Genomic DNA, 23,301 nt, shown 5'->3' with positions numbered 1-23,301 from the left:
AAGTAAGAGGTTTACTGTCGTGGCTAAGGAAAAATTCGAACGTAACAAACCGCACGTCAACGTCGGCACCATCGGTCACGTTGACCACGGTAAGACCACTCTGACCGCTGCTCTGACCCGTGTCTGCTCCGAAGTTTTCGGTTCGGCCAAGGTCGACTTCGACAAGATCGACAGCGCTCCGGAAGAAAAAGCTCGTGGTATCACCATCAACACCGCGCACGTAGAGTACGACTCCACCATTCGTCACTACGCGCACGTTGACTGCCCGGGCCACGCCGACTACGTGAAGAACATGATCACCGGTGCCGCCCAGATGGACGGCGCGATCCTGGTCTGCTCGGCTGCCGATGGTCCGATGCCGCAAACCCGTGAGCACATCCTGCTGTCCCGTCAGGTTGGCGTACCGTACATCGTCGTGTTCCTGAACAAGGCCGACATGGTTGACGACGCCGAGCTGCTGGAACTGGTCGAGATGGAAGTTCGCGACCTGCTGAGCACCTACGACTTCCCGGGCGACGACACTCCGATCATCATCGGTTCTGCTCTGATGGCCCTGAACGGCGAAGACGACAACGAGCTGGGCACCACTGCCGTTAAGAAGCTGGTCGAGACTCTGGATAGCTACATTCCTGAGCCGGTTCGTGCCATCGATCGTCCGTTCCTGATGCCGATCGAAGACGTATTCTCGATCTCCGGCCGCGGTACTGTTGTTACCGGCCGTGTAGAGCGCGGTATCGTCAAGATCCAGGAAGAAATCGAAATCGTCGGTCTGCGTCCGACCACCAAGACCACCTGCACCGGCGTTGAGATGTTCCGCAAGCTGCTGGACGAAGGTCGTGCTGGCGAGAACTGCGGCGTGCTGCTGCGCGGCACCAAGCGTGATGAAGTCGAGCGTGGTCAGGTTCTGGCCAAGCCGGGCACCATCAAGCCGCACACCAAGTTCGAAGCTGAAGTGTACGTTCTGTCCAAGGAAGAAGGTGGTCGTCACACCCCGTTCTTCAAGGGCTACCGTCCGCAGTTCTACTTCCGTACCACTGACGTGACCGGTTCGTGCGAACTGCCGGAAGGCGTTGAGATGGTAATGCCGGGCGACAACATCAAGATGGTTGTCACCCTGATCAAGCCGATCGCCATGGAAGACGGCCTGCGCTTCGCGATTCGCGAAGGCGGTCGTACCGTCGGCGCCGGCGTGGTTGCCAAGATCGTCGAGTAATCAACGATCCGCTTGAAAGAAAGGGGCCCTTCGGGGCCCTTTTCTTTTGAACTGGTTAAAAGTTGACACCCCTGGGGGGCATCCGTACAATTGCGCCTCCCTCGAACGGGCGTAGTCCGTCTGTGGGGATTAGCAGCTTGGAATCTGAGGTCAAAATGCAAAACCAACAAATCCGTATTCGGTTGAAGGCTTTTGACCATCGCCTGATCGATCAATCTACCCAGGAAATCGTGGAAACCGCGAAACGTACTGGTGCTCAGGTGCGTGGTCCGATTCCTCTGCCTACTCGTAAGGAGCGGTATACCGTTCTGATTTCCCCGCACGTCAACAAAGACGCGCGTGATCAGTACGAAATCCGCACTCATAAGCGTGTTCTGGACATCGTCCAGCCGACGGATAAAACCGTTGATGCGCTGATGAAGCTCGACCTTGCGGCAGGCGTGGAAGTGCAGATCAGCCTCGGCTAAAACCTGACGGTTTTAGTCGTGTAACGCTCTGAAATGGGCGGCCATAGCGGGTGAAAGCCCCGTACACTCATGAGGTTTAGAACATGACTATTGGTGTAGTCGGTCGTAAGTGCGGCATGACCCGCATTTTCACCGAAGAAGGTGTCTCCATTCCGGTCACGGTCATCGAGATCGAACCGAATCGCGTCACCCAGTTCAAAAACGAGGAGTCCGATGGCTATCGTGCAGTGCAGGTCACTGTCGGTGAGCGTCGTGCTTCGCGTGTTAGCAAGGCTCAAGCTGGCCACTTCGCCAAGGCGAACGTCGCGGCAGGTCGTACCGTTCTGGAATTCCGTCTTGAAGAAGGCGACTACCAGGCTGGCGATCTGATCAACGCTGAAATTTTCCAAGCTGGTCAACTGGTCGACGTGACCGGTCAGTCCAAAGGTAAAGGCTTCGCCGGTACCATCAAGCGTTGGAACTTCCGCGGCCAGGACAACACTCACGGTAACTCCGTTTCGCACCGTGTACCGGGTTCCATCGGTCAGTGCCAGACCCCGGGGCGTGTATTCAAGGGCAAGAAGATGTCCGGTCATATGGGCGCCGAGCGCGTGACCGTGCAGTCCCTGGAAGTTGTTCGCGTAGACGCCGAGCGTAACCTGCTGCTGGTCAAGGGTGCCGTTCCGGGCGCTACTGGCGGCGACGTTATCGTTCGTCCGGCTGTCAAGGCGTAAGGGGAGAATCTGAGATGCAATTGAATGTAAATGGCGCTCAGGCGATCGAAGTGTCCGAAGCGACCTTCGGTGGCGAGTTCAACGAGACCCTGGTTCACCAAGCAGTCGTGGCCTACATGGCCGGCGGCCGTCAGGGCACCAAAGGCCAGAAGTCCCGTTCCGACGTTTCCGGTGGCGGTAAGCGCCCGTGGCGTCAGAAGGGTACCGGTCGTGCTCGTGCGGGTACTACCCGTGGTCCGATCTGGCGTGGCGGTGGTGTGACCTTCGCAGCGTCCACCCGTAACCATGATCAGAAGCTGAACAAGAAGATGTACCGCGCAGCCCTGCGCTCCATCCTTGCTGAGCTGGTTCGTACCGACCGTCTGGTAGTGGTTGAAGACTTCGCTGTCGAAGCTCCGAAAACCAAGGCTCTGCTGAGCAAGCTGAACGGCCTGGGTCTGAACGATGTGCTGATCGTATCCGACGCGGTCGATCAGAACCTGTACCTGGCTGCCCGCAACCTGCCGCACGTCGATGTACGTGACGTCCAGGGTTCCGATCCGGTCAGCCTGATCGCGTACGAAAAAGTGCTGGTCACTGTTTCGGCCGTGAAGAAATTCGAGGAGCTGCTGGGATGAACCAGGAACGCGTATTCAAAGTGCTGCTTGGCCCGCACATCTCCGAGAAGGCCACGGTTCTGGCTGACAAGCAAGGTCAGTTCGTTTTCAAAGTCGCTACCGATGCGACCAAGCTGGAAATCAAGAAGGCCGTCGAAAGCCTGTTCAACGTGAAGGTTGAGCGCGTTACTACCCAGAACGTTCTGGGCAAGAGCAAGCGCACCGCTCGCGGTCTGGGCAAGCGTAACGACTGGAAGAAGGCAGTTATCTCCCTTCAGCCGGGCCAAGATCTCGATTTCACCAGCAGTGCTGAGTAAGGAAGGGGTGCATCATGGCAATCGTTAAATGCAAACCGACTTCCGCTGGCCGCCGTTTTGTGGTCAAGGTGGTCAATCAGGAGCTGCACAAAGGCGCTCCGTACGCTCCGCTGCTCGAGAAGAAGTCGAAGTCCGGTGGTCGTAACAACAACGGCCGTATCACCACGCGTCACGTTGGTGGTGGTCACAAGCAGCATTACCGTCTGGTCGACTTCCGTCGCAACGACAAAGATGGCATCCCTGCCACTGTCGAACGCGTGGAATACGATCCGAACCGTACTGCTCACATCGCTCTGCTGAAGTACGCCGACGGTGAGCGTCGCTACATCATCGCCCCGAAAGGCGTTGTAGCTGGCGACCAACTGATCGCGGGCATCATGGCTCCGATCAAGGCCGGTAACAGCCTGCAGCTGCGCAACATTCCGGTGGGTTCGACCGTTCACGGTATCGAGCTGAAGCCGGGTAAAGGCGCGCAGATCGCTCGTTCCGCTGGTGCTTCCGCTCAGCTGATCGCGCGTGAAGGTGCTTATGTGACTCTGCGTCTGCGCTCCGGCGAAATGCGCAAAGTCCTGGCTGAGTGCCGTGCGACCCTGGGCGAAGTCTCGAACTCCGAGCACAGCCTGCGTTCGCTGGGTAAGGCTGGCGCCAAGCGCTGGCGTGGTGTTCGTCCGACCGTTCGTGGTGTTGCCATGAACCCGGTTGATCACCCGCACGGTGGTGGTGAAGGTCGTACCTCCGGTGGTCGTCATCCGGTGTCGCCATGGGGCTTCCCGACCAAGGGCGCGAAGACCCGTGCTAACAAGCGCACCGACAACATGATCGTCCGTCGTCGCAAGTAAATAGAGGGATACGACAGTGCCACGTTCTCTGAAAAAAGGTCCTTTTATCGATCTTCACCTACTGAAGAAGGTCGAAGCGGCGGTGGAAAAGAACGATCGCAAGCCGGTTAAAACCTGGTCGCGTCGTTCGATGATCCTGCCGCAGATGGTCGGTTTGACCATCGCCGTGCATAACGGTCGTCAGCATGTCCCGGTTCTCGTGAACGAAGACATGGTCGGCCACAAACTGGGCGAATTTGCCGGCACTCGTACCTATCGTGGTCACGTTGCCGACAAGAAAGGCAAGCGTTAAGGGGTTTGGAAATGGAAGTAGCCGCTAAGTTGTCGGGCGCTCGCATCTCCGCCCAGAAAGCTCGCCTGGTCGCCGACCAGATCCGCGGGAAGAAGGTGGGCGAAGCGCTCAACCTGCTGGCTTTCAGCAGCAAGAAAGCCGCCGAGATCATGAAGAAAGTGCTGGAGTCGGCCGTTGCCAACGCCGAGCACAACGAAGGCGCAGACGTTGATGACCTGAAGGTCAGCACCGTTTTCGTCAACGAAGGGCGTTCGCTTAAGCGCATCATGCCGCGTGCCAAAGGCCGTGCTGATCGCATCGTCAAGCGGTCTTGCCATATCACTGTCAAGGTTGCGGACAAGTAACGGAGTCGATCAGATGGGTCAGAAAGTACATCCCGTTGGCATCCGCCTGGGAATCGTCAAGGATCACACCTCGGTCTGGTACGCAGACGGTCGCAATTACGCCGACTATCTGAATGCCGACCTGAAGGTTCGTGCATACCTGCAAGACAAACTAAAAAGCGCGTCCGTTAGCCGTATCGACATCGCTCGTCCGGCTCAAACCGCACGCATCACCATCCACACCGCTCGTCCCGGCATCGTGATCGGCAAGAAAGGTGAAGATGTTGAGAAGCTGCGTCAGGACCTGACCAAGCAAATGGGTGTGCCGGTGCACATCAACATCGAAGAGATCCGCAAGCCGGAGCTCGACGGTATGCTGGTTGCGCAGAGCGTAGCTCAGCAGCTGGAGCGTCGCGTTATGTTCCGTCGCGCTATGAAGCGCGCTGTACAGAACGCCATGCGCATTGGTGCCAAGGGCATCAAGATCCAGGTGAGTGGTCGTCTCGGCGGCGCTGAAATCGCTCGTACCGAGTGGTATCGCGAAGGTCGTGTGCCCCTGCACACCCTGCGTGCCGACATCGATTACGCCACCTACGAAGCGCACACCACTTACGGTGTGATCGGCGTCAAGGTTTGGATCTTCAAGGGTGAGGTCATTGGTGGCCGCACTGAAGAGCTGAAGCCGCAAGCGCCCGCTCCTCGTAAAGCTGCTAAGAAATAAGGAGTACGCATCATGTTGCAACCAAAGCGTACGAAGTTCCGCAAGCAGATGACCGGCCACAACCGTGGTCTGGCTCAGCGCGGTAGCAAAGTCAGCTTCGGCGAGTTCGCGCTGAAGTCTGTCGCCCGCGGTCGTCTCACCGCTCGTCAGATCGAGTCCGCTCGTCGTGCTCTGACTCGTCACGTAAAACGTGGCGGCAAGATCTGGATCCGCGTCTTCCCGGACAAGCCGGTTACCAAGAAGCCTCTCGAAGTGCGTATGGGTAAAGGTAAGGGTGGCGTTGAATACTGGGTAGCCCAGATCCAGCCAGGCAAAGTCCTGTACGAGATCGAAGGCGTATCCGAAGAGCTGGCGCGCGAGGCCTTCGCCCTGGCTGCTGCAAAGCTGCCGCTCGCCACCACCTTTGTTAAGCGGACGGTGATGTGATGAAAGCGACCGAACTTCGTGAAAAAAGCGCACAGCAGCTGAACGAGCAACTGCTCGAGCTGCTGCGCGACCAGTTCAATCTGCGTATGCAGAAGGCAACTGGCCAGCTGGGGCAGTCGCACCTGCTCTCGCAAGTGAAGCGCGACATCGCTCGCGTCAAGACTGTCCTCAGCCAGCAGGCAGGTAAGTGATCATGGCCGAAGTTGAAAAAACAGTCCGTACGCTGACCGGCCGTGTTGTCAGCGACAAGATGGACAAGACCATCACCGTTCTGATCGAGCGTCGCGTTAAGCACCCGATCTACGGTAAATACGTCAAGCGTTCGACCAAGCTGCACGCTCACGACGAATCCAACCAGTGCAAGATCGGCGACAAGGTTTCCATCCGCGAAACCCGCCCGCAGTCCAAGACCAAGTCCTGGGCTCTGGTTGAAGTCGTTGAACGCGCCGTAGAAGTCTAAGAGCTAAGGGTCGGAGAAATTTTATGATTCAGACTCAATCCATGCTCGATGTGGCTGACAACAGTGGTGCACGTCGCGTCATGTGCATCAAGGTGCTGGGCGGCTCGCATCGTCGCTACGCCGGCATCGGCGACATCATCAAGGTCACCGTCAAGGAAGCAATTCCGCGCGGCAAAGTGAAGAAAGGTCAGGTCATGACCGCAGTGGTCGTTCGTACCCGTCACGGCGTTCGCCGTGCCGACGGTTCGATCATCCGCTTCGACGGCAACGCTGCTGTTCTGCTGAACAACAAGCAAGAGCCGATCGGTACCCGTATTTTCGGGCCAGTGACCCGTGAACTTCGTTCCGAGAAGTTCATGAAGATCGTCTCGCTCGCCCCTGAAGTGCTTTAAGGAGATCCGACATGCAAAAGATTCGTCGTGACGACGAGATCATCGTGATCGCCGGCAAAGACAAAGGTAAGCGTGGCAAGGTGCTCAAGGTTCTCGCTGACGACCGTCTGGTCGTTGGCGGCATCAACCTGGTGAAGCGCCACACCAAGCCGAACCCGATGTCGGGCGTTCAAGGCGGTATCGTCGAGAAAGAAGCGCCGCTGCACGCTTCCAACGTTGCCATCTTCAACTCTGAAACCAACAAGGCTGATCGCGTTGGCTTCAAGGTCGAAGACGGCAAGAAAATTCGTGTCTTCAAGTCCACCCAAAAGCCGGTTGGCGCTTGAGAATCATAGGTAGAACACCATGGCACGACTGAAAGAGATTTACCGGAAGGAAATCGCGCCCAAGCTGAAGGAAGAACTGAAGCTGGCCAACGTGATGGAAGTTCCGCGCATCACCAAAATCACCCTGAACATGGGCCTGGGCGAAGCGATCGGTGACAAGAAAGTCATCGAGAACGCCGTTGCCGACCTCGAGAAGATCACCGGTCAGAAAGTCGTCGTGACTCATGCCCGCAAGTCGATCGCAGGTTTCAAGGTTCGTGAAGGCTGGCCGATTGGCGTCAAGGTCACTCTGCGTCGCGAGCGTATGTACGAGTTCCTGGATCGTCTGCTGTCCATCTCCCTGCCGCGCGTGCGTGACTTCCGCGGCCTGAATGCCAAGTCCTTCGACGGCCGCGGCAACTACAGCATGGGCGTGAAAGAGCAGATCATCTTCCCGGAAATCGATTACGACAAGATCGATGCGCTGCGTGGTCTGGACATCACCCTGACTACCACTGCCCGTAACGATGATGAAGGCCGCGCTCTGCTGCGTGCTTTCAACTTCCCGTTCCGCAACTGATCGGAGTCTGGAAAATGGCCAAAATGAGCATGAAGAACCGTGAGCTGAAGCGTCAGCAAACGGTTGCCAAGTACGCCAAGAAGCGTGCCGAGCTGAAAGCGATCATCGTTAACCCGAACTCCACTCCGGAAGCTCGTTGGGAAGCGCAGGTCGCCCTGCAGAAGCAGCCACGTGACGCCAGCGCCTCGCGCCTGCGTAACCGTTGCCGCATCACCGGCCGTCCGCACGGCGTTTACCGCAAGTTCGGTCTGTCGCGTAACAAGCTGCGCGAAGCCGCCATGCGCGGTGACGTACCGGGCCTGGTGAAAGCCAGCTGGTAATCAGCGGTAGCTGAAAGCAGAGCCGGCCTTGTGCCGGCTTTGCCTTTTATTGAACAAGCCCCTTTTGGGGCTTGCTTCATTTTTGATCGGTCTCTAGAATGTCCGGCTCTCCTGAGCCTGGTATTTCCGTGCCGAGCTTTTGGATGATCCCACAGCCCTCGGGCTGTTCTTTTTGTATCAGGAGCGTCTAGCCCATGAGTATGCAGGACCCGTTAGCGGACATGCTAACTCGTATCCGTAATGCCCAGATGGCTGAAAAGTCCGTCGTAAGCATGCCGTCTTCCACTCTGAAGGTGGCTGTAGCCAAAGTTCTGAAGGACGAGGGTTACATTGCGGGTTACGAAGTAAATGGCGAAGCCAAGCCACAACTGTCCATCGAGCTGAAGTACTTCGAAGGCCGTCCGGTCATCGAGGAAGTCAAGCGCGTGAGCCGTCCTGGCCTTCGTCAATACAAATCCGTCGATGACCTGCCGAAGGTTCGTGGCGGTCTCGGTGTTTCCATCGTCTCCACCAACAAAGGTGTGATGACGGATCGCGCTGCGCGCGCTGCCGGTGTCGGCGGCGAAGTGCTCTGCACCGTGTTCTAAGGGGGGATAAGCATGTCTCGCGTTGCTAAGAACCCCGTCGCGCTGCCAGCTGGTGTCGAGATCAAACTCGCCGGTCAGCAGCTCTCGGTGAAGGGTGCCAAGGGCACTCTGGAACTGAACGTTCATTCGTCCGTGGAAGTGATCCAGGAAGGTAGCGAGCTGCGTTTCGCTGCTCGTAACGGCGACCAGCAGAACCGTGCCATGGCCGGTACTACTCGCGCTCTGGTGAACAACATGGTCATCGGTGTCAGCCAAGGCTTCGAGCGTAAGCTGCAACTGGTAGGTGTGGGCTACAAAGCTCAAGCCAAAGGCCAGGTGCTGAACCTTGCTCTGGGCTTCTCCCACCCGATCGACTACGAACTGCCGGAAGGCGTCGTGGCCGAAACCCCGAACCAGACCGAAATCCTGATCAAGGGTATCGACAAGCAACTGGTGGGTCAGGTGGCTGCGGAGATCCGTGACTTCCGTCGTCCTGAGCCGTACAAGGGCAAAGGCGTTCGTTACGCGGATGAAGTTGTCCGTCGTAAAGAAGCCAAGAAGAAGTAAGGGGCTGAGAAATGACCGACAAAAAAGTTACTCGTCTGCGTCGCGCTCGCAAAGCACGCCTGAAAATGCACGAGCTCGAAGCCGTGCGTCTGTGCGTGTATCGCTCTTCGCAGCACATCTATGCCCAGGTCATCTCGGCCGACGGCAGCAAGGTTCTGGCCAGCGCCTCTACCTTGGACAAAGCTCTGCGTGATGGCGCCACCGGCAACGTCGACGCAGCCAAGAAAGTTGGTGCGCTGGTTGCTGAGCGTGCGAAAGCCGCTGGTGTGACTCAAGTGGCATTCGACCGTTCTGGCTTCAAGTACCACGGCCGCGTCAAGGCGCTGGCTGATGCTGCTCGTGAAGGCGGGCTGGAGTTCTAAGTTATGGCAAATAACGACCAAAAGCGCGACGAAGGCTACATCGAGAAGCTGGTTCAGGTTAACCGCGTTGCCAAGACCGTCAAAGGTGGCCGTATCTTCACCTTCACCGCACTGACCGTAGTGGGTGATGGCAAGGGTCGCGTCGGTTTCGGCCGTGGCAAGTCCCGTGAAGTACCGGCTGCCATCCAGAAGGCGATGGAAGCTGCGCGTCGCAACATGATCCAGGTGGATCTGAACGGCACCACTCTGCAGTACCCGATCAAGTCCGCTCACGGCGCCTCCAAGGTGTTCATGCAGCCGGCTTCCGAAGGTACCGGTATCATTGCCGGCGGCGCCATGCGTGCCGTGCTGGAAGTGGCTGGTGTGCAGAACGTTCTGGCCAAGTGCTACGGCTCGACCAACCCGGTGAACGTGGTTCATGCCACTTTCGAAGGTCTGAAGACCATGCAGTCTCCGGAATCCGTTGCGGCCAAGCGTGGCAAGAGCGTCGAGGAGATTCTCTAACCATGGCTAACACCGTCAAAGTGACTCTGATCAAGAGCACCAATGGCCGTCTGGCCAATCACAAAGCTTGCGTCAAGGGCCTGGGCCTGCGCCGCATCGGTCACACCGTAGAGGTTCTGGATACTCCGGAAAACCGCGGCATGATCAACAAGGCTTACTACCTGCTGAAGGTGGAGGGTTAATCATGCAACTGAACGATCTGCGTTCCGCGCCGGGTGCCCGTCGCGAAAAGCACCGTCCGGGCCGTGGTATCGGTAGCGGTCTGGGCAAGACTGGTGGCCGTGGTCACAAAGGTCAGACCTCCCGCTCCGGTGGCTCCATCGCTCCGGGCTTCGAGGGTGGTCAGCAGCCGCTGCACCGCCGTCTGCCGAAGTTCGGCTTCGTTTCCCTGAAGGCTATGGATCGCGCTGAACTGCGTACCTCCGAGCTGAACAAGGTTGAAGGCGATGTCGTTACTCTGCAGGCTCTGAAGGATGCCAACCTGGTAGGCCAACACGTACAGCGCGTCAAAGTCATGCTGTCCGGTGAGGTTACCCGTGCGGTCACCCTGAAAGGTATCGCCGCCACCAAGGGTGCGCGTGCGGCTATCGAAGCAGCTGGCGGTAAGTTCGAGGACTAAATGGCTAAGCAAGGTGCTCTCTCAGCGCTGGCAGGTGGCGGGTTGTCCGAACTCTGGGCTCGACTGCGCTTCCTGTTCCTGGCGATCATCGTCTACCGGATAGGTGCGCACATCCCGGTTCCTGGCATCAATCCAGACCGACTGGCGGATCTGTTCCGGCAGAATGAGGGGACCATTCTTAGCTTGTTCAACATGTTTTCCGGCGGCGCGCTGGAGCGGATGAGCATCTTTGCACTGGGGATCATGCCGTACATCTCGGCATCGATCATCATGCAGCTGATGACCGCCGTCAGCCCGCAGCTGGAGCAGTTGAAGAAGGAAGGTGAAGCTGGCCGTCGCAAGATCAGCCAGTACACCCGCTACGGCACTCTCGCCCTGGCATTCGTCCAGGCCATCGGCATGTCCGTTGGTCTGGCCAGTCAGGGCGTAGCGTTCTCGGTCGATTTCGGCTTCCACTTCGTGGCGGTCACCACTTTTGTGGCGGGCGCGATGTTCATGATGTGGCTGGGCGAGCAGATCACCGAGCGTGGTGTCGGCAACGGTATCTCGATGCTGATTTTTGCTGGCATCGTGGCCGGTCTGCCGGCGGCAATCGGGCAGTCTTTCGAGTCTGCCCGTCAAGGCGATATCAACATCTTCGCCCTGATTGCCATCGGCCTGCTGGCAGTAGCGATCATCGGTTTCGTGGTGTTCATCGAGCGTGGTCAGCGTCGCATTGCGGTGCACTACGCCAAGCGTCAGCAGGGCCGCAAGGTCTTCGCTGCGCAGACCAGCCACTTGCCGTTGAAGGTGAACATGGCGGGCGTGATCCCGGCCATTTTCGCCAGCAGCCTTCTGCTGTTCCCGGCCTCGCTGGGGTCTTGGTTCGGTCAGTCCGAAGGTCTGGGCTGGCTGCAGGACATTTCGCAGGCTATCGCTCCTGGTCAGCCGTTGAACATTCTGCTGTTTAGTGCAGGGATCATTTTCTTCTGCTTCTTCTATACAGCGCTGATGTTCAACCCGAAAGACGTAGCGGAAAACCTGAAGAAGTCCGGTGCCTTTATTCCGGGCATCCGTCCGGGCGAGCAGTCGGCACGCTATATCGATGGCGTACTGACCCGCTTGACCATGTTCGGTGCTCTGTACATGACGGCCGTGTGCCTGTTGCCCCAGTTCCTGGTGGTGGCGGCCAACGTTCCGTTCTACCTTGGCGGGACCTCGTTGCTGATCGTGGTCGTGGTTGTCATGGACTTCATGTCCCAAGTGCAATCTCACCTCGTGTCTCACCAGTACGATTCCCTGATGAAGAAAGCCAACCTGAAGGGTTATGGCAGCGGCATGCTCCGCTGATCCACCCGTAAGGTTCGAGGAGTTGGTAATGAAAGTTCGTGCATCGGTGAAAAAGCTGTGCCGTAACTGCAAAATTATCCGTCGCGAAGGTGTCGTGCGGGTGATCTGCAGCGCAGAGCCGCGTCACAAGCAGCGCCAAGGCTGAGTGTGAACCACGCGTGATAAGCCCGGCAGCTAGTGCGCTGCCGGGTTGATTATTTGTTTTTACAGCGTTAATATCTCGCGCCCTATTTCTTGGCTTCCGGGGCGTAGGTAGCTGTCAATTGGAGTTCCACTGAATGGCCCGTATTGCAGGCGTTAACATTCCGGATAACAAGCATACTGTTATCTCGCTGACCTACATCTTCGGTGTTGGTCGCACCACTGCACAGAAAATCTGTGCCGCTACCGGCGTAAATCCGGCTGCGAAAATCAAGGATCTGACTGACGAGCAGATCGAACAGCTGCGTGGCGAAGTAGCCAAGGTGAATACCGAAGGCGACCTGCGTCGTGAAGTGAATATGAAGATCAAGCGCTTGATGGATCTGGGTTGCTACCGCGGCCTGCGTCATCGTAAAGGTCTGCCGGTTCGCGGTCAGCGTACCAAGACCAACGCTCGCACCCGTAAGGGCCCGCGTAAGCCGATCCGCAAGTAATCGCATTCGCGAATCGACAGGAATTTAGTCATGGCAAAACCTGCTGCTCGTACTCGTAAAAAAGTCAAAAAGACAGTGGTTGATGGCATCGCCCACATCCACGCGTCTTTCAACAACACTATCGTGACCATCACCGACCGTCAGGGCAACGCCCTGTCCTGGGCTACCTCCGGTGGTTCGGGCTTCCGCGGCTCGCGTAAGTCCACTCCGTTCGCCGCCCAGATCGCCGCCGAGCGCGCTGGTCAGGCTGCACTGGAGTACGGTCTGAAGAACCTCGACGTGAACGTCAAGGGTCCAGGCCCAGGTCGCGAATCCGCTGTGCGTGCTCTGAACGCCTGCGGCTACAAAATCGCCAGCATCACCGACGTGACGCCTATCCCGCACAACGGGTGCCGTCCGCCGAAGAAGCGTCGCGTGTAAACAGGAGACAGTGAGAAATGGCTCGTTACATTGGTCCCAAGTGCAAACTGTCTCGCCGTGAAGGCACCGATCTCTTCCTGAAGAGCGGTGTTCGCGCGCTTGAATCTAAGTGCAACATCGAAGCAGCTCCCGGTATTCACGGTCAGCGCCGCGGTCGTCAATCCGACTACGGTACCCAGCTGCGTGAGAAGCAGAAAGTCCGTCGTATCTACGGCGTTCTGGAGCGTCAGTTCAGCGGTTACTACAAGCAAGCTGCCAGCCAGAAGGGCGCCACCGGCGAAAACCTGCTGCAACTGCTGGAGTGCCGTCTGGATAACGTGGTTTACCGTATGGGCTTTGGCGCTACCCGTGCCGAATCCCGTCAGCTGGTTTCGCACAAAGCAATCAGCGTCAACGGTCAGACCGTAAACGTACCGTCCTACCAGGTTAAAGCTGGCGACGTAGTTGCTGTTCGCGAGAAATCGAAGAACCAGCTGCGCATCGCTCAGGCTCTTGAGCTCTGCGCCCAGCGCGGCCGCGTTGAGTGGGTAGAAGTAGACGCCGAGAAGAAGTCTGGTGTGTTCAAGAACGTACCGGCTCGTGGCGATCTCTCCGCTGACATCAACGAGAGCCTGATTGTCGAGCTCTACTCCAAGTAAGGGCTAGAAAATAGGTGCATCCATGCAGATTTCGGTAAATGAGTTCCTGACCCCCCGTCACATCGATGTGCAGGAGGTCAGTCCGACCCGCGCCAAGATCACCCTCGAGCCTCTCGAGCGTGGTTTCGGCCATACCCTGGGCAACGCGCTGCGTCGCATCCTGTTGTCCTCCATGCCTGGCTGTGCAGTAGTCGAGGCCGAGATCGACGGCGTACTCCACGAGTACTCCGCGATCGAAGGTGTGCAGGAAGACGTCATCGAGATCCTGCTCAACCTGAAAGGTCTGGCTATCAAGCTGCACGGCCGTGACGAAGTGACCCTGACTCTGTCCAAGAAGGGCCCGGGCGTCGTTACCGCTGCCGATATTCAGCTGGATCACGATGTCGAAATCGTCAACGGCGACCACGTAATCGCCAACCTGGCCTCCAATGGCTCGCTGAACATGAAGCTCACCGTAGCTCGTGGTCGCGGCTATGAGCCAGCCGACGCTCGCCAGAGCGACGAAGATGAGAGCCGCAGCATTGGTCGCTTGCAGCTGGATGCTTCGTTCAGCCCGGTACGTCGTGTTGCCTACGTGGTGGAAAACGCTCGTGTCGAGCAGCGCACCAACCTGGACAAACTGGTTATCGACCTGGAAACCAACGGTACCCTGGATCCTGAAGAGGCCATCCGTCGTGCCGCGACCATCCTGCAGCAGCAGCTGGCCGCGTTCGTCGACCTCAAGGGTGACAGTGAGCCGGTTGTGGTCGAGCAGGAAGACGAGATCGATCCGATCCTGCTGCGTCCTGTCGATGACCTGGAACTGACCGTACGTTCGGCCAACTGCCTCAAGGCAGAGAACATCTACTACATCGGCGACCTGATTCAGCGTACCGAAGTAGAGCTGCTCAAAACCCCGAACCTGGGCAAGAAATCCCTGACCGAAATCAAGGATGTTCTGGCTTCTCGCGGTCTGTCCCTCGGTATGCGCCTCGACAACTGGCCGCCGGCAAGTCTGAAGAAAGACGATAAGGCCACTGCCTGATCGTCATCATCACCGAACGAAACAGTTTGGTAAGGAATTGAACCATGCGTCATCGTAAAAGTGGCCGTCACCTCAGCCGCACCAGCGCTCACCGCAAGGCCATGTTCCAGAACATGGCGGTATCGCTGTTTGAGCACGAGCTGATCAAAACTACCCTGCCGAAAGCCAAGGAACTGCGTCGCGTTGCCGAGCCGCTGATCACCCTGGCCAAGGAAGACAGCGTTGCCAACCGTCGTCTGGCCTTCGACCGTACCCGTTCGAAAGCCATCGTTGGCAAACTGTTCAACGATCTGGGCAAGCGCTACGCCACCCGTAACGGCGGCTACCTGCGCATCCTCAAGTGCGGTTTCCGCGCTGGCGACAACGCCCCGATGGCTTACGTCGAACTGGTTGACCGTCCGGTCGCCGGCTCGGTAGAAGCTGCCGAGTAAGTCGTTTGCTGTACGAGAAACCGGGCCTAGTGCCCGGTTTTTTGTTGCCCGTCATTTCTGCTCGTCCTCCCGATGTTCTGCGGCCCCACGGCGGGTGGCGCTGCCAGTCGCTCGGCATTCACGGCCGCCGCAGGCGAAAGAAAATAGCTATCGGCTCGTTACACTTCATGAATTGGTTCGCCTGACAAAGCGGGTCTAGGCTTGTCCCATTGTTGATTGCACAGGCTGCAATCGACCCGATGAGGAGAAGGAGAGAAGCATGTCGAACCAAGGTAAATGTCCGTTCAACCACGTTGCAGGTGGCGGCACGACCAATCGTGATTGGTGGCCGAATCAGCTTCGTGTGGACTTGCTGAACCAGCATTCCGACCGATCCAACCCGCTCGGCGAGACGTTCAATTACGCCGAAGCGTTCAAGAAGCTCGATTACAAGGCACTGAAGGCCGACCTGGTCAGGCTGATGACCGACAGCCAGGACTGGTGGCCGGCGGACTTCGGTCACTATGGTCCGCAGTTCATCCGTATGGCCTGGCACTCGGCCGGTACCTATCGCACCACCGATGGCCGTGGCGGCGGTGGTCGTGGCCAGCAACGCTTCGCTCCGCTCAACTCCTGGCCGGACAACGTCAACATCGACAAGTCGCGCCGCCTGCTGTGGCCGATCAAGCAGAAGTATGGCCAGGCTATTTCCTGGGCCGACCTCTACATCCTCGCCGGTAACGTGGCGCTCGAGTCCATGGGCTTCCGTACCTTCGGCTTTGCCGGTGGTCGCGAGGACGTCTGGGAACCGGATCAGGACGTCAACTGGGGCGCCGAGATCGCCTGGCTGGGGGTCGATCCCAAGCGCGTCAACGACGAGCGTGAGCTGGCCGCACCGTTCGGTGCTACCCACATGGGCCTGATCTACGTGAACCCGGAAGGGCCGAACGCCAGCGGTGACTACCTGGAGGCCGCCAAGGACATCCGCGCCACCTTCAATCGCATGGCCATGGATGACGAAGAGATCGTCGCGCTGATCGCGGGTGGTCACACCTTCGGCAAGTGCCACGGTGCAGCCCCTGAATCGCACAAGGGACCGGAGCCGGAAGGCGCGCCCATCGAGGCCCAGGGCCTTGGCTGGACCAGCGACTTCGGCAGCGGCCATGGCAAGGACACCGTGTCCAGTGGCCTCGAGGTTACCTGGACGAAGACCCCGGCGCTGTGGAGCAACAACTTCTTCGAGAACCTGTTCAAGTTCGAATGGGAACTGACCAAATCGCCGGCTGGTGCCAAGCAGTGGGTGGCCAAGGATGCACCGGAGATCATCCCCGATGCGCACGTGCCCGGTAAATTCCACAAGCCGACCATGCTGACCACTGACCTCAGCCTGCGTTTCGACCCTGAGTTCGGCAAGATCTCCAAGCACTTCTACGAAGATCCGCAGGCGTTCGCCGATGCCTTCGCCCGTGCCTGGTACAAGCTGACGCACCGCGACATGGGGCCGAAAGCGCGCTACCTCGGCCCGGAAGTGCCGAAGGAAGACCTGATCTGGCAAGACCCGCTGCCAGCCGCCACGCACAACCCGAGCGCTGCCGATATCGCCGACCTGAAGGCGAAGATCGCGGCCTCCGGCCTGTCGGTCGGTGACCTGGTGTCCGTGGCCTGGGCTTCGGCCTCGACCTTCCGTGGTGGTGACAAGCGCGGTGGCGCCAATGGTGCGCGCCTGGCCTTGGCGCCGCAGAAGGACTGGGCGGTCAACCAGCGTGCGATCAAGGTGTTGCCGAAACTGGTGGCGATCCAGCAGGCCTCCGGCAAGGCGTCGCTGGCGGATGTGATCGTGCTCGCCGGTAACGTGGGCGTGGAGCTGGCTGCCAAGGCTGCTGGCGTCACGGCTGAGGTGCCGTTCGCCGCTGGCCGTGTCGATGCACGTCAGGACCAGACCGATGTCGAGTCGTTCGATGTGCTGGAGCCGGCAGCCGATGGCTTCCGCAACTACAGCAAGGGCAATCTGGGTGTGCCGACCGAAGCGATGCTGGTCGACAAGGCGCAGATGCTGACCCTGACAGCGCCCGAGCTGACGGCGCTGGTGGGTGGTCTGCGTGTATTGGGTGCCAACCATGACGGCAGCCAGCATGGCGTGTTCACCGACAAGGTCGGCGTGCTGTCCAACGACTTCTTCGTCAACCTGCTGGACATGGGCACCGAGTGGAAGGCCACCGACAGCAGCAGCGAGGTGTTCGAAGGGCGGGCTCGCAAGGATGGCCAGGTGAAGTACACCGCCACCCGTAACGACCTGGTGTTCGGCTCCAACTCGGTACTGCGTGCCTACGCCGAGGTCTATGCCAGTGGCGACGGCAAGGAGAAGCTGGTCAAGGACTTCATCGCCGCCTGGACCAAGGTGATGAACCTGGATCGTTTCGACCTGGCCTGAGCCTGAAGGACGCACAGCCGTGCGTCAGTAGACCGCAACGCCTCCCCCGTGGAGGCGTTGTGCTTTTGCTTGACCGAATCAGGTGTGAGGCGGAGCATTGCACTCTGCCAACGAACGCTACAAGGATTGCCCGGCATGAAAGGCCACACCGAAGTCATCGACTACCTCAAGCACCTGCTCAAGGGTGAGCTGGCCGCCCGCGACCAGTACTTCATCCATTCGCGGCTGTATGAGGACTGGGGCTTCAGCAAGCTCTACGAGCGCATCAATCACGAGATGGAAGAGGAAACCCAGCACGCTGATGCCCTGCTCAAGCGCATCATCTTCCTGGAGGGCGTGCCGGACATGGCGCCGAACCCCTTCACCTACGGGCAGACGGTGCCCGAGGCGCTGAAGCTGGACCTGGCCCTGGAGTACGAAGTGCGTGCGGCCCTCAGCAAGGGCATCGAGCTGTGCGAGCAGCATCAGGATTACCCGAGCCGCGATATCCTGCTGGCGCAGCTCAAGGACACCGAGGAAGATCATGCCTACTGGCTGGAAATCCAGCTGCAGCTGATCGACAAGCTGGGGCTCGAGAAGTACCTGCAAAGCCAGATGTGAGCGGCAAGCTGCAAGCCACAAGAAAAAGCCAGAGCTAATGCTCTGGCTTTTTTTGCCGCTCTGATTTGCCGCTTGCGGCCTATCGCTTGTCGCTGTCTCTTTCCAGCAATGGCTTGAGGAAGTGCCCGGTATGCGATGCCGGGTTCGCCGCCACCTCTTCGGGCGTGCCGGTCGCGATGATCATGCCGCCCTTGGAGCCACCCTCCGGACCGAGATCGACCAGCCAGTCGGCGGTCTTGATCACGTCCAGGTTGTGTTCGATGACCACCACGGTGTTGCCGTGGTCGCGCAGGCGATGCAGCACATCCAGCAGTTGCTGGATATCGGCGAAGTGCAAGCCGGTGGTCGGCTCGTCGAGGATGTACAGGGTCTTGCCCGTGTCGCGCTTGGACAGCTCGCGGCTCAGCTTGACCCGCTGTGCCTCGCCGCCGGACAACGTGGTCGCGCTCTGGCCCAGCTTGATGTACGAGAGGCCGACGTCCATCAGGGTCTGCAGCTTGCGGGCGATTGCCGGCACGGCGTCGAAGAAGGCGCGGGCGTCCTCGATGGTCATGTCGAGCACTTCGGTGATGCTCTTGCCCTTGTACTTCACTTCCAGGGTTTCGCGGTTGTAGCGCTTGCCCTTGCACACGTCGCACGGCACGTAGATATCCGGCAGGAAGTGCATCTCCACCTTGATCACGCCGTCGCCCTGGCAGGCTTCGCAGCGCCCGCCCTTGACGTTGAAGGAGAAGCGCCCCGGCCCGTAGCCGCGCGAGCGCGACTCCGGTACGCCGGCGAAGAGTTCGCGGATCGGCGTGAACAGGCCGGTATAGGTCGCCGGGTTGGAGCGTGGCGTACGGCCGATCGGGCTCTGGTCGATGTCCACCACCTTGTCCAGGTGCTGCAGGCCGTCGAACGAGTCGTGCGGCGCGGCTTCCAGGCTGGTGGCGCCGTTCAGTGCGGTGGCGGTGATCGGGAACAGGGTGTTGTTGATCAGCGTCGACTTGCCCGAGCCGGAGACACCGGTGACGCAGGTGAGCAGGCCGACCGGAATCTCCAGGTCGACCTTGCGCAGGTTGTTGCCGCGCGCCCCCTTGAGTTTCAGCAACTTCTTCTTGTCGCGCGGGGTGCGGGTCGCCGGGTACTGGATCTTCTTGCGCCCGGACAGGTAGCTGCCGGTCAGCGACTCGGGGTCGGCCATCACCTGGTCCGGTGTGCCCTGGGAGACGATCCGCCCACCGTGCACGCCGGCGCCCGGGCCGATGTCCACCACGTAGTCGGCCAGGCGAATGGCGTCCTCGTCGTGTTCGACCACGATCACCGTGTTGCCCAGGTTGCGCAGGTGGGTGAGGGTGGCCAGCAGGCGCTCGTTGTCGCGCTGGTGTAGGCCGATGGACGGCTCGTCGAGGATGTACATGACGCCGACCAGGCCGGCGCCGATCTGGCTGGCCAGGCGGATGCGCTGTGCCTCGCCGCCGGAGAGGGTGTCGGCGCTGCGGTCGAGCGTCAGGTAGTCGAGGCCGACATTGACCAGGAACTGCAGGCGCTCGCGAATCTCCTTGAGGATCTTCTCGGCGATCTCGCCGCGTCGTCCACTCAGGTGCAGCTCGCCGAAGTAGTCGCAGGCATCGCCCACCGGCAGGCCGGTGACCGCCGGCAGGGTCTTCTCGCCGACCCAGACGTGGCGTGCCTCGCGGCGCAGGCGGGTGCCGCGACAATCCGGGCAGGGCTGGGTGCTGAGGAACTTGGCCAGCTCTTCGCGCACGCTGGCCGACTCGGTTTCGCGGTAGCGGCGTTCGAGGTTGGGGATGATGCCCTCGAAGGGGTGCGAGCGCTTGACGATGTCGCCACGGTCGTTGAGGTACTTGAAGTCGACGCTCTGCGTGCCGCTGCCGAACAGGATCACCTTCTGGTGCTCGGCCGCCAGCTCATCGAACGGTTCTTCCAGGCTGAAGCCGTAGTGGCTCGAGAGCGAGCCGAGCATCTGGAAGTAGTAGACGTTGCGGCGGTCCCAGCCGCGAATGGCGCCTTCGGCGAGGGTCAGTTCGCCGTTGACCAGGCGCTTGGTGTCGAAGAACTGCTTCACCCCCAGGCCGTCGCAGGTGGGGCAGGCGCCAGCGGGGTTGTTGAAGGAGAACAGCTTGGGTTCCAGCTCGCTGATCGAGTGGCCGCAGTGCGGGCAAGCGAAGCGTGCGGAGAAGATGATCTCGTCGCCTTCCTCGCCCTGCTCTTTGTCGCCTTCGGCTGGGAGGGGCGCCACCAGGGCGATGCCGTCGGCCAGGCCGAGGGCGGTCTCGAAGGACTCCGCCAGGCGCTGCTGCAGGTCTTCGCGCACCTTGAAGCGGTCGACCACCACGTCGATGGAGTGCTTCTTCTGCTTGTCCAGCTTGGGCAACTCGTCCAGCTCATGCAGCTTGCCGTTGATCCGGGCGCGGACGAAACCCTGCGCGCGCAGCTCCTCGAACACCGAGAGGTGCTCGCCCTTGCGTTCGCGGATCACCGGGGCCAGCAGCATCAGCTTGCGCCCTTCCGGCAGGGCCAGCACCTGATCGACCATCTGGCTGACGGTCTGCGCCTCCAGCGGCACGTCATGGTCCGGGCAGCGCGGGGTGCCGACGCGGGCGTAGAGCAGGCGCAGGTAGTCGTAGATCTCGGTGATGGTGCCGACGGTCGAGCGCGGGTTGTGCGAGGTGGATTTCTGCTCGATGGAAATCGCCGGGGACAACCCCTCGATGGTGTCGACGTCAGGCTTCTCCATCATCGACAGGAACTGCCGGGCATAGGCCGACAGCGACTCGACGTAGCGGCGCTGGCCCTCGGCGTAGAGCGTGTCGAACGCCAGGGAGGACTTGCCGGAGCCGGACAGGCCGGTGATCACGATCAGCTTGTCGCGCGGCAGGGTCAGGTCGATATTCTTCAGATTGTGGGTGCGGGCCCCACGGATCAGGATTTTGTCCACTTACAACGGCCTCGCTGGGCGGGCGGAAAACGGTCGAGTATAGGGCTTGCGCCTAGCCTGCGGCAAAGTGTGTGCCTGTGCCGAAACGGCGGCGGCTGCTAGAATCGCCGGCTGATTTCCTCGGGATTGATTCGATGCACGATCCGCACAGCGAGCGCATGAGCAGTAGCGAGACCCGCGCGGCCGGTGGCCTGGCGATGGTCTTCGCGTTTCGTATGCTGGGCATGTTCATGGTGTTGCCGGTGCTGGCCACCTACGGCATGGATCTGGCCGGCAGTACACCGGCACTCATCGGGCTGGCGGTTGGCGCCTACGGTCTGACCCAGGCCGTGCTGCAGATTCCGTTCGGCATCATCAGCGACCGCATCGGGCGGCGTCCGGTGATCTATGTGGGCCTGCTGATCTTCGTCGCCGGCAGCCTGGTGGCGACCAACGCCGACTCCATCTGGGGCGTGATCGCCGGGCGCGTGCTGCAGGGCGCGGGCGCCATTTCGGCGGCGGTGATGGCGCTGCTGTCCGACCTGACCCGCGAGCAGCACCGCACCAAGGCCATGGCCATGATCGGCATGAGTATCGGCCTGTCGTTCGCCGTGGCCATGGTGGTCGGCCCGCTGCTGACCCGCGCGTTCGGTCTGTCCGGCCTGTTCTTGGCGACGGCGGGCATGGCGCTGCTGGGCATCCTGATCGTCGCCGGCGTGGTGCCCAGGGATGCCGGGCCGCTGCAGCATCGCGAGTCCGGCGTGGCCGCCCAGGCGCTATGGCCGACCCTGAAGCATGGCGACCTGCTGCGCCTGGACTTCGCCATCCTGGCGCTGCATGCGGTTCTCATGGCCAGTTTCGTCGCGTTGCCGCTGGCGCTGGTGGAAGAGGGCGGGCTGGTCAAGGAGGAGCACTGGTGGGTCTACCTGACCGCGTTGCTGATCGGCTTCTTCGGCATGGTGCCGTTCATCATCTATGGCGAGAAGAAACGCCAGATGAAGCGCGTGCTGCTCGGCGCCGTCAGCGTCCTGCTGGCCTGCGAGCTCTATTTCGCCCTGTTCGGCCACAGCCTGCGTGCGCTGGTGCTGGGCATCGTAGTGTTCTTCACCGCGTTCAACCTGCTCGAGGCGTCGCTGCCGTCGCTGGTCAGCAAGGTGGCGCCGGCCGGTGGCAAGGGGACGGCGATGGGGGTCTATTCCACCAGCCAGTTCCTCGGCGCGGCGCTGGGCGGCATTCTCGGTGGCTGGCTGTACCAGCATGTCGGCCTGGGCGGGGTGTTCATCGGCTGTGCAGTGCTCTGTGCGATTTGGCTGGCCATTGCTGTTACTATGCGCGAACCGCCGTACGTGACCAGTTTGCGCCTGCCGCTCGATGCCGCGGCACTGGCCGATGTCGAACTGGTCGAACGCCTCAAGGCGACGCCGGGAGTGGCGGACGCCGTGGTGGTGGCCGATGAAGCGGCCATCTATATCAAAGTCGATACCCAACAAGTGGATCGCACGTCTCTGGAGCGCCTGATCGCATCGGCACCAGTGGCGTGCCGAGTCTAGGAGAACGTTATGGCCCGTGGGGTTAACAAAGTCATTCTGGTCGGCACCTGCGGCCAGGACCCGGAAACACGCTACCTGCCCAGCGGCAATGCGGTCACCAACCTGAGCCTGGCCACCAGCGAGCAGTGGACCGACAAGCAGACCGGTCAGAAGGTCGAGAAGACCGAGTGGCACCGCGTTGCCCTGTTCGGCAAGGTCGCCGAGATCGCCGGCGAATACCTGCGCAAGGGTTCGCAGGTGTACATCGAGGGCAAGCTGCAGACCCGCGAGTGGGAAAAGGACGGTATCAAGCGTTACACCACCGAAATCATCGTCGACATGCAGGGCACCATGCAGCTGCTCGGCGGTCGTCCGAGTGGTGACGACAGCGGCGCACCGCGCCAGTCGCGTCCGGCGCCTCAGCGTGAGCCGCAGCAGGCCCCGCGTCAGGAGCGTCCGGCTCCGCAGCAGGCCCAGCCGGCGCCTGACTACGACAGCTTCGACGACGATATCCCGTTCTGAAAAACAGCTATCTAAGAAGCGACAACAACTGAAGCGAAGCCATTGATTTGGCTTCGCTTTTTTATTGTTTACAGATTTTTGCGGAGGAAGGGCTACATTTGTTAAGCGTTTACCTTTCGAAGGTGTAAACAAATTGAATCGCCCCTGATTTCTTAGACACCTCCAAGCCTCATAATGAGGCCCATCAGGAGGTGCCATGAGCAACCAGCGTTACCCCGAAGAATTCAAAATCGAAGCGGTCAAGCAAGTGACCGAGCGCGG

Annotated in this window: 34 protein-coding genes; 33 read left to right on the top strand and 1 reads right to left on the bottom strand. The window is 60.0% G+C overall.

Going from position 1 to position 23,301, the window contains the following annotated elements; translation table 11 throughout:
• Positions 1–19: 19 nt before the first annotated feature.
• The 31 genes from tuf to bfr all read left to right on the top strand — a co-directional run bounded on the left by tuf (position 20) and on the right by bfr (position 18,069).
• On the top strand, positions 20–1,213 hold the full coding sequence (gene tuf, locus EWH21_RS21490) for an elongation factor Tu (protein WP_152489706.1): 1,194 nt from the start codon (positions 20–22) through the stop codon (positions 1,211–1,213).
• A 155-nt stretch (positions 1,214–1,368) separates the two neighbouring features.
• Positions 1,369–1,680: a 30S ribosomal protein S10 gene (gene rpsJ, locus EWH21_RS21485; RefSeq protein ID WP_003243886.1), complete on the top strand. Its 312-nt coding sequence runs from the start codon at positions 1,369–1,371 to the stop codon at positions 1,678–1,680.
• A gap of 83 nt (positions 1,681–1,763) precedes the next feature.
• Positions 1,764–2,393 (top strand): 50S ribosomal protein L3, encoded by a 630-nt coding sequence (gene rplC / locus EWH21_RS21480; RefSeq protein WP_013717347.1) that lies wholly within the window; start codon positions 1,764–1,766, stop codon positions 2,391–2,393.
• 14 nt (positions 2,394–2,407) lie between these two features.
• On the top strand, positions 2,408–3,010 hold the full coding sequence (gene rplD, locus EWH21_RS21475) for a 50S ribosomal protein L4 (RefSeq protein WP_037055711.1): 603 nt from the start codon (positions 2,408–2,410) through the stop codon (positions 3,008–3,010).
• A complete protein-coding gene (rplW, locus tag EWH21_RS21470; protein WP_003243891.1) occupies positions 3,007–3,306 on the top strand; it encodes a 50S ribosomal protein L23 in 300 nt (99 codons plus the stop codon). The genes rplD and rplW overlap by 4 nt, the downstream gene beginning before the upstream one ends.
• 14 nt (positions 3,307–3,320) lie before the next feature.
• A complete protein-coding gene (gene rplB / locus EWH21_RS21465) occupies positions 3,321–4,145 on the top strand; it encodes a 50S ribosomal protein L2 (protein WP_037055713.1) in 825 nt (274 codons plus the stop codon).
• A gap of 16 nt (positions 4,146–4,161) precedes the next feature.
• Entirely contained in the window at positions 4,162–4,437 is a 276-nt protein-coding gene (rpsS, locus tag EWH21_RS21460; RefSeq protein WP_003243896.1) for a 30S ribosomal protein S19, read from the top strand.
• A gap of 11 nt (positions 4,438–4,448) precedes the next feature.
• Positions 4,449–4,781, top strand: coding sequence for a 50S ribosomal protein L22 (gene rplV, locus EWH21_RS21455; protein WP_003103908.1), 333 nt, complete (start codon positions 4,449–4,451; stop codon positions 4,779–4,781).
• A gap of 13 nt (positions 4,782–4,794) precedes the next feature.
• A complete protein-coding gene (gene rpsC, locus EWH21_RS21450; RefSeq protein WP_003243898.1) occupies positions 4,795–5,481 on the top strand; it encodes a 30S ribosomal protein S3 in 687 nt (228 codons plus the stop codon).
• 12 nt (positions 5,482–5,493) lie between these two features.
• The gene (gene rplP / locus EWH21_RS21445; protein WP_003243901.1) at positions 5,494–5,907 is read left to right on the top strand and encodes a 50S ribosomal protein L16; all 414 of its coding nucleotides are present in this window, start codon (positions 5,494–5,496) and stop codon (positions 5,905–5,907) included.
• The gene (rpmC, locus tag EWH21_RS21440; protein ID WP_003243902.1) at positions 5,907–6,098 is read left to right on the top strand and encodes a 50S ribosomal protein L29; all 192 of its coding nucleotides are present in this window, start codon (positions 5,907–5,909) and stop codon (positions 6,096–6,098) included. The genes rplP and rpmC overlap by 1 nt, the downstream gene beginning before the upstream one ends.
• A 2-nt stretch (positions 6,099–6,100) precedes the next feature.
• Positions 6,101–6,367 carry a 30S ribosomal protein S17 gene (gene rpsQ, locus EWH21_RS21435; RefSeq protein ID WP_003243904.1) on the top strand — a complete coding sequence of 89 codons (267 nt, stop codon included), beginning with the start codon at positions 6,101–6,103 and terminating at the stop codon, positions 6,365–6,367.
• Positions 6,368–6,390: 23 nt separating this feature from the next.
• Entirely contained in the window at positions 6,391–6,759 is a 369-nt protein-coding gene (gene rplN / locus EWH21_RS21430) for a 50S ribosomal protein L14 (RefSeq protein WP_003243907.1), read from the top strand.
• 11 nt (positions 6,760–6,770) lie between these two features.
• Positions 6,771–7,085: a 50S ribosomal protein L24 gene (rplX, locus tag EWH21_RS21425; protein WP_003463290.1), complete on the top strand. Its 315-nt coding sequence runs from the start codon at positions 6,771–6,773 to the stop codon at positions 7,083–7,085.
• A gap of 19 nt (positions 7,086–7,104) precedes the next feature.
• Positions 7,105–7,644 (top strand): 50S ribosomal protein L5, encoded by a 540-nt coding sequence (gene rplE, locus EWH21_RS21420; RefSeq protein ID WP_003243911.1) that lies wholly within the window; start codon positions 7,105–7,107, stop codon positions 7,642–7,644.
• A gap of 14 nt (positions 7,645–7,658) precedes the next feature.
• The gene (rpsN, locus tag EWH21_RS21415; protein WP_037055718.1) at positions 7,659–7,964 is read left to right on the top strand and encodes a 30S ribosomal protein S14; all 306 of its coding nucleotides are present in this window, start codon (positions 7,659–7,661) and stop codon (positions 7,962–7,964) included.
• Between the two features lie 194 nt (positions 7,965–8,158).
• Positions 8,159–8,551 carry a 30S ribosomal protein S8 gene (rpsH, locus tag EWH21_RS21410; protein ID WP_003243915.1) on the top strand — a complete coding sequence of 131 codons (393 nt, stop codon included), beginning with the start codon at positions 8,159–8,161 and terminating at the stop codon, positions 8,549–8,551.
• A gap of 12 nt (positions 8,552–8,563) precedes the next feature.
• On the top strand, positions 8,564–9,097 hold the full coding sequence (gene rplF, locus EWH21_RS21405) for a 50S ribosomal protein L6 (RefSeq protein WP_037055721.1): 534 nt from the start codon (positions 8,564–8,566) through the stop codon (positions 9,095–9,097).
• Positions 9,098–9,108: 11 nt separating this feature from the next.
• Positions 9,109–9,459, top strand: a complete 351-nt coding sequence (rplR, locus tag EWH21_RS21400; protein ID WP_017675612.1) for a 50S ribosomal protein L18 — start codon at positions 9,109–9,111, stop codon at positions 9,457–9,459.
• A gap of 3 nt (positions 9,460–9,462) precedes the next feature.
• Complete coding sequence (gene rpsE / locus EWH21_RS21395) at positions 9,463–9,963, top strand: 30S ribosomal protein S5 (protein WP_037055724.1); 501 nt, start codon at positions 9,463–9,465, stop codon at positions 9,961–9,963.
• A gap of 2 nt (positions 9,964–9,965) precedes the next feature.
• Positions 9,966–10,145: a 50S ribosomal protein L30 gene (gene rpmD / locus EWH21_RS21390; protein ID WP_003243922.1), complete on the top strand. Its 180-nt coding sequence runs from the start codon at positions 9,966–9,968 to the stop codon at positions 10,143–10,145.
• 2 nt (positions 10,146–10,147) lie between these two features.
• Positions 10,148–10,582 (top strand): 50S ribosomal protein L15, encoded by a 435-nt coding sequence (rplO, locus tag EWH21_RS21385; RefSeq protein ID WP_037055727.1) that lies wholly within the window; start codon positions 10,148–10,150, stop codon positions 10,580–10,582.
• On the top strand, positions 10,583–11,911 hold the full coding sequence (secY, locus tag EWH21_RS21380; protein WP_037055730.1) for a preprotein translocase subunit SecY: 1,329 nt from the start codon (positions 10,583–10,585) through the stop codon (positions 11,909–11,911).
• A 28-nt stretch (positions 11,912–11,939) separates the two neighbouring features.
• A complete protein-coding gene (gene rpmJ, locus EWH21_RS21375; protein ID WP_002555468.1) occupies positions 11,940–12,056 on the top strand; it encodes a 50S ribosomal protein L36 in 117 nt (38 codons plus the stop codon).
• Between the two features lie 133 nt (positions 12,057–12,189).
• On the top strand, positions 12,190–12,546 hold the full coding sequence (rpsM, locus tag EWH21_RS21370) for a 30S ribosomal protein S13 (RefSeq protein WP_003463275.1): 357 nt from the start codon (positions 12,190–12,192) through the stop codon (positions 12,544–12,546).
• A gap of 30 nt (positions 12,547–12,576) precedes the next feature.
• Positions 12,577–12,966 (top strand): 30S ribosomal protein S11, encoded by a 390-nt coding sequence (gene rpsK / locus EWH21_RS21365; protein WP_003243933.1) that lies wholly within the window; start codon positions 12,577–12,579, stop codon positions 12,964–12,966.
• 17 nt (positions 12,967–12,983) lie between these two features.
• Positions 12,984–13,604 (top strand): 30S ribosomal protein S4, encoded by a 621-nt coding sequence (gene rpsD, locus EWH21_RS21360; protein WP_003243935.1) that lies wholly within the window; start codon positions 12,984–12,986, stop codon positions 13,602–13,604.
• Between the two features lie 22 nt (positions 13,605–13,626).
• Positions 13,627–14,628 (top strand): DNA-directed RNA polymerase subunit alpha, encoded by a 1,002-nt coding sequence (gene rpoA, locus EWH21_RS21355; RefSeq protein WP_037055733.1) that lies wholly within the window; start codon positions 13,627–13,629, stop codon positions 14,626–14,628.
• 44 nt (positions 14,629–14,672) lie between these two features.
• Positions 14,673–15,059, top strand: a complete 387-nt coding sequence (gene rplQ / locus EWH21_RS21350; protein ID WP_037055738.1) for a 50S ribosomal protein L17 — start codon at positions 14,673–14,675, stop codon at positions 15,057–15,059.
• Between the two features lie 259 nt (positions 15,060–15,318).
• The gene (gene katG, locus EWH21_RS21345; protein ID WP_277699278.1) at positions 15,319–17,469 is read left to right on the top strand and encodes a catalase/peroxidase HPI; all 2,151 of its coding nucleotides are present in this window, start codon (positions 15,319–15,321) and stop codon (positions 17,467–17,469) included.
• Positions 17,470–17,604: 135 nt separating this feature from the next.
• Positions 17,605–18,069, top strand: coding sequence for a bacterioferritin (bfr, locus tag EWH21_RS21340; protein WP_047587342.1), 465 nt, complete (start codon positions 17,605–17,607; stop codon positions 18,067–18,069).
• A 79-nt stretch (positions 18,070–18,148) separates the two neighbouring features.
• On the opposite strand, the gene uvrA is transcribed toward bfr, so the two are convergent.
• Positions 18,149–21,010: an excinuclease ABC subunit UvrA gene (gene uvrA, locus EWH21_RS21335; RefSeq protein ID WP_277699277.1), complete on the bottom strand. Its 2,862-nt coding sequence runs from the start codon at positions 21,008–21,010 to the stop codon at positions 18,149–18,151.
• Positions 21,011–21,144: 134 nt separating this feature from the next.
• Between uvrA and EWH21_RS21330 the strand changes: the two genes are divergently transcribed.
• Together EWH21_RS21330 and EWH21_RS21325 are read left to right on the top strand one after the other, a co-directional pair.
• Positions 21,145–22,539, top strand: a complete 1,395-nt coding sequence (locus EWH21_RS21330) for an MFS transporter (RefSeq protein ID WP_277699276.1) — start codon at positions 21,145–21,147, stop codon at positions 22,537–22,539.
• A gap of 9 nt (positions 22,540–22,548) precedes the next feature.
• A complete protein-coding gene (locus EWH21_RS21325) occupies positions 22,549–23,040 on the top strand; it encodes a single-stranded DNA-binding protein (RefSeq protein ID WP_037055750.1) in 492 nt (163 codons plus the stop codon).
• Positions 23,041–23,301 lie beyond the last annotated feature (261 nt).

Source organism: Pseudomonas sp. REST10, assembly GCF_029542605.1.
GTDB lineage: Bacteria > Pseudomonadota > Gammaproteobacteria > Pseudomonadales > Pseudomonadaceae > Aquipseudomonas > Aquipseudomonas khazarica.
Note: the sequence above shows the minus strand (reverse complement) of the source record. Positions and strands in the feature narration are given on the sequence as shown.

Coding starts and splice junctions, on each gene's coding strand:
- rpsJ (WP_003243886.1), top strand. CDS start 1,369: ATGCAAAACCAACAAATCCGTATTCGGTTGAAGGCTTTTGACCATCGC.
- rplC (WP_013717347.1), top strand. CDS start 1,764: ATGACTATTGGTGTAGTCGGTCGTAAGTGCGGCATGACCCGCATTTTC.
- rplD (WP_037055711.1), top strand. CDS start 2,408: ATGCAATTGAATGTAAATGGCGCTCAGGCGATCGAAGTGTCCGAAGCG.
- rplW (WP_003243891.1), top strand. CDS start 3,007: ATGAACCAGGAACGCGTATTCAAAGTGCTGCTTGGCCCGCACATCTCC.
- rplB (WP_037055713.1), top strand. CDS start 3,321: ATGGCAATCGTTAAATGCAAACCGACTTCCGCTGGCCGCCGTTTTGTG.
- rplV (WP_003103908.1), top strand. CDS start 4,449: ATGGAAGTAGCCGCTAAGTTGTCGGGCGCTCGCATCTCCGCCCAGAAA.
- rpsC (WP_003243898.1), top strand. CDS start 4,795: ATGGGTCAGAAAGTACATCCCGTTGGCATCCGCCTGGGAATCGTCAAG.
- rplP (WP_003243901.1), top strand. CDS start 5,494: ATGTTGCAACCAAAGCGTACGAAGTTCCGCAAGCAGATGACCGGCCAC.
- rpmC (WP_003243902.1), top strand. CDS start 5,907: ATGAAAGCGACCGAACTTCGTGAAAAAAGCGCACAGCAGCTGAACGAG.
- rpsQ (WP_003243904.1), top strand. CDS start 6,101: ATGGCCGAAGTTGAAAAAACAGTCCGTACGCTGACCGGCCGTGTTGTC.
- rplN (WP_003243907.1), top strand. CDS start 6,391: ATGATTCAGACTCAATCCATGCTCGATGTGGCTGACAACAGTGGTGCA.
- rplX (WP_003463290.1), top strand. CDS start 6,771: ATGCAAAAGATTCGTCGTGACGACGAGATCATCGTGATCGCCGGCAAA.
- rplE (WP_003243911.1), top strand. CDS start 7,105: ATGGCACGACTGAAAGAGATTTACCGGAAGGAAATCGCGCCCAAGCTG.
- rpsN (WP_037055718.1), top strand. CDS start 7,659: ATGGCCAAAATGAGCATGAAGAACCGTGAGCTGAAGCGTCAGCAAACG.
- rpsH (WP_003243915.1), top strand. CDS start 8,159: ATGAGTATGCAGGACCCGTTAGCGGACATGCTAACTCGTATCCGTAAT.
- rplF (WP_037055721.1), top strand. CDS start 8,564: ATGTCTCGCGTTGCTAAGAACCCCGTCGCGCTGCCAGCTGGTGTCGAG.
- rplR (WP_017675612.1), top strand. CDS start 9,109: ATGACCGACAAAAAAGTTACTCGTCTGCGTCGCGCTCGCAAAGCACGC.
- rpsE (WP_037055724.1), top strand. CDS start 9,463: ATGGCAAATAACGACCAAAAGCGCGACGAAGGCTACATCGAGAAGCTG.
- rpmD (WP_003243922.1), top strand. CDS start 9,966: ATGGCTAACACCGTCAAAGTGACTCTGATCAAGAGCACCAATGGCCGT.
- rplO (WP_037055727.1), top strand. CDS start 10,148: ATGCAACTGAACGATCTGCGTTCCGCGCCGGGTGCCCGTCGCGAAAAG.
- secY (WP_037055730.1), top strand. CDS start 10,583: ATGGCTAAGCAAGGTGCTCTCTCAGCGCTGGCAGGTGGCGGGTTGTCC.
- rpmJ (WP_002555468.1), top strand. CDS start 11,940: ATGAAAGTTCGTGCATCGGTGAAAAAGCTGTGCCGTAACTGCAAAATT.
- rpsM (WP_003463275.1), top strand. CDS start 12,190: ATGGCCCGTATTGCAGGCGTTAACATTCCGGATAACAAGCATACTGTT.
- rpsK (WP_003243933.1), top strand. CDS start 12,577: ATGGCAAAACCTGCTGCTCGTACTCGTAAAAAAGTCAAAAAGACAGTG.
- rpsD (WP_003243935.1), top strand. CDS start 12,984: ATGGCTCGTTACATTGGTCCCAAGTGCAAACTGTCTCGCCGTGAAGGC.
- rpoA (WP_037055733.1), top strand. CDS start 13,627: ATGCAGATTTCGGTAAATGAGTTCCTGACCCCCCGTCACATCGATGTG.
- rplQ (WP_037055738.1), top strand. CDS start 14,673: ATGCGTCATCGTAAAAGTGGCCGTCACCTCAGCCGCACCAGCGCTCAC.
- katG (WP_277699278.1), top strand. CDS start 15,319: ATGTCGAACCAAGGTAAATGTCCGTTCAACCACGTTGCAGGTGGCGGC.
- bfr (WP_047587342.1), top strand. CDS start 17,605: ATGAAAGGCCACACCGAAGTCATCGACTACCTCAAGCACCTGCTCAAG.
- EWH21_RS21330 (WP_277699276.1), top strand. CDS start 21,145: ATGCACGATCCGCACAGCGAGCGCATGAGCAGTAGCGAGACCCGCGCG.
- EWH21_RS21325 (WP_037055750.1), top strand. CDS start 22,549: ATGGCCCGTGGGGTTAACAAAGTCATTCTGGTCGGCACCTGCGGCCAG.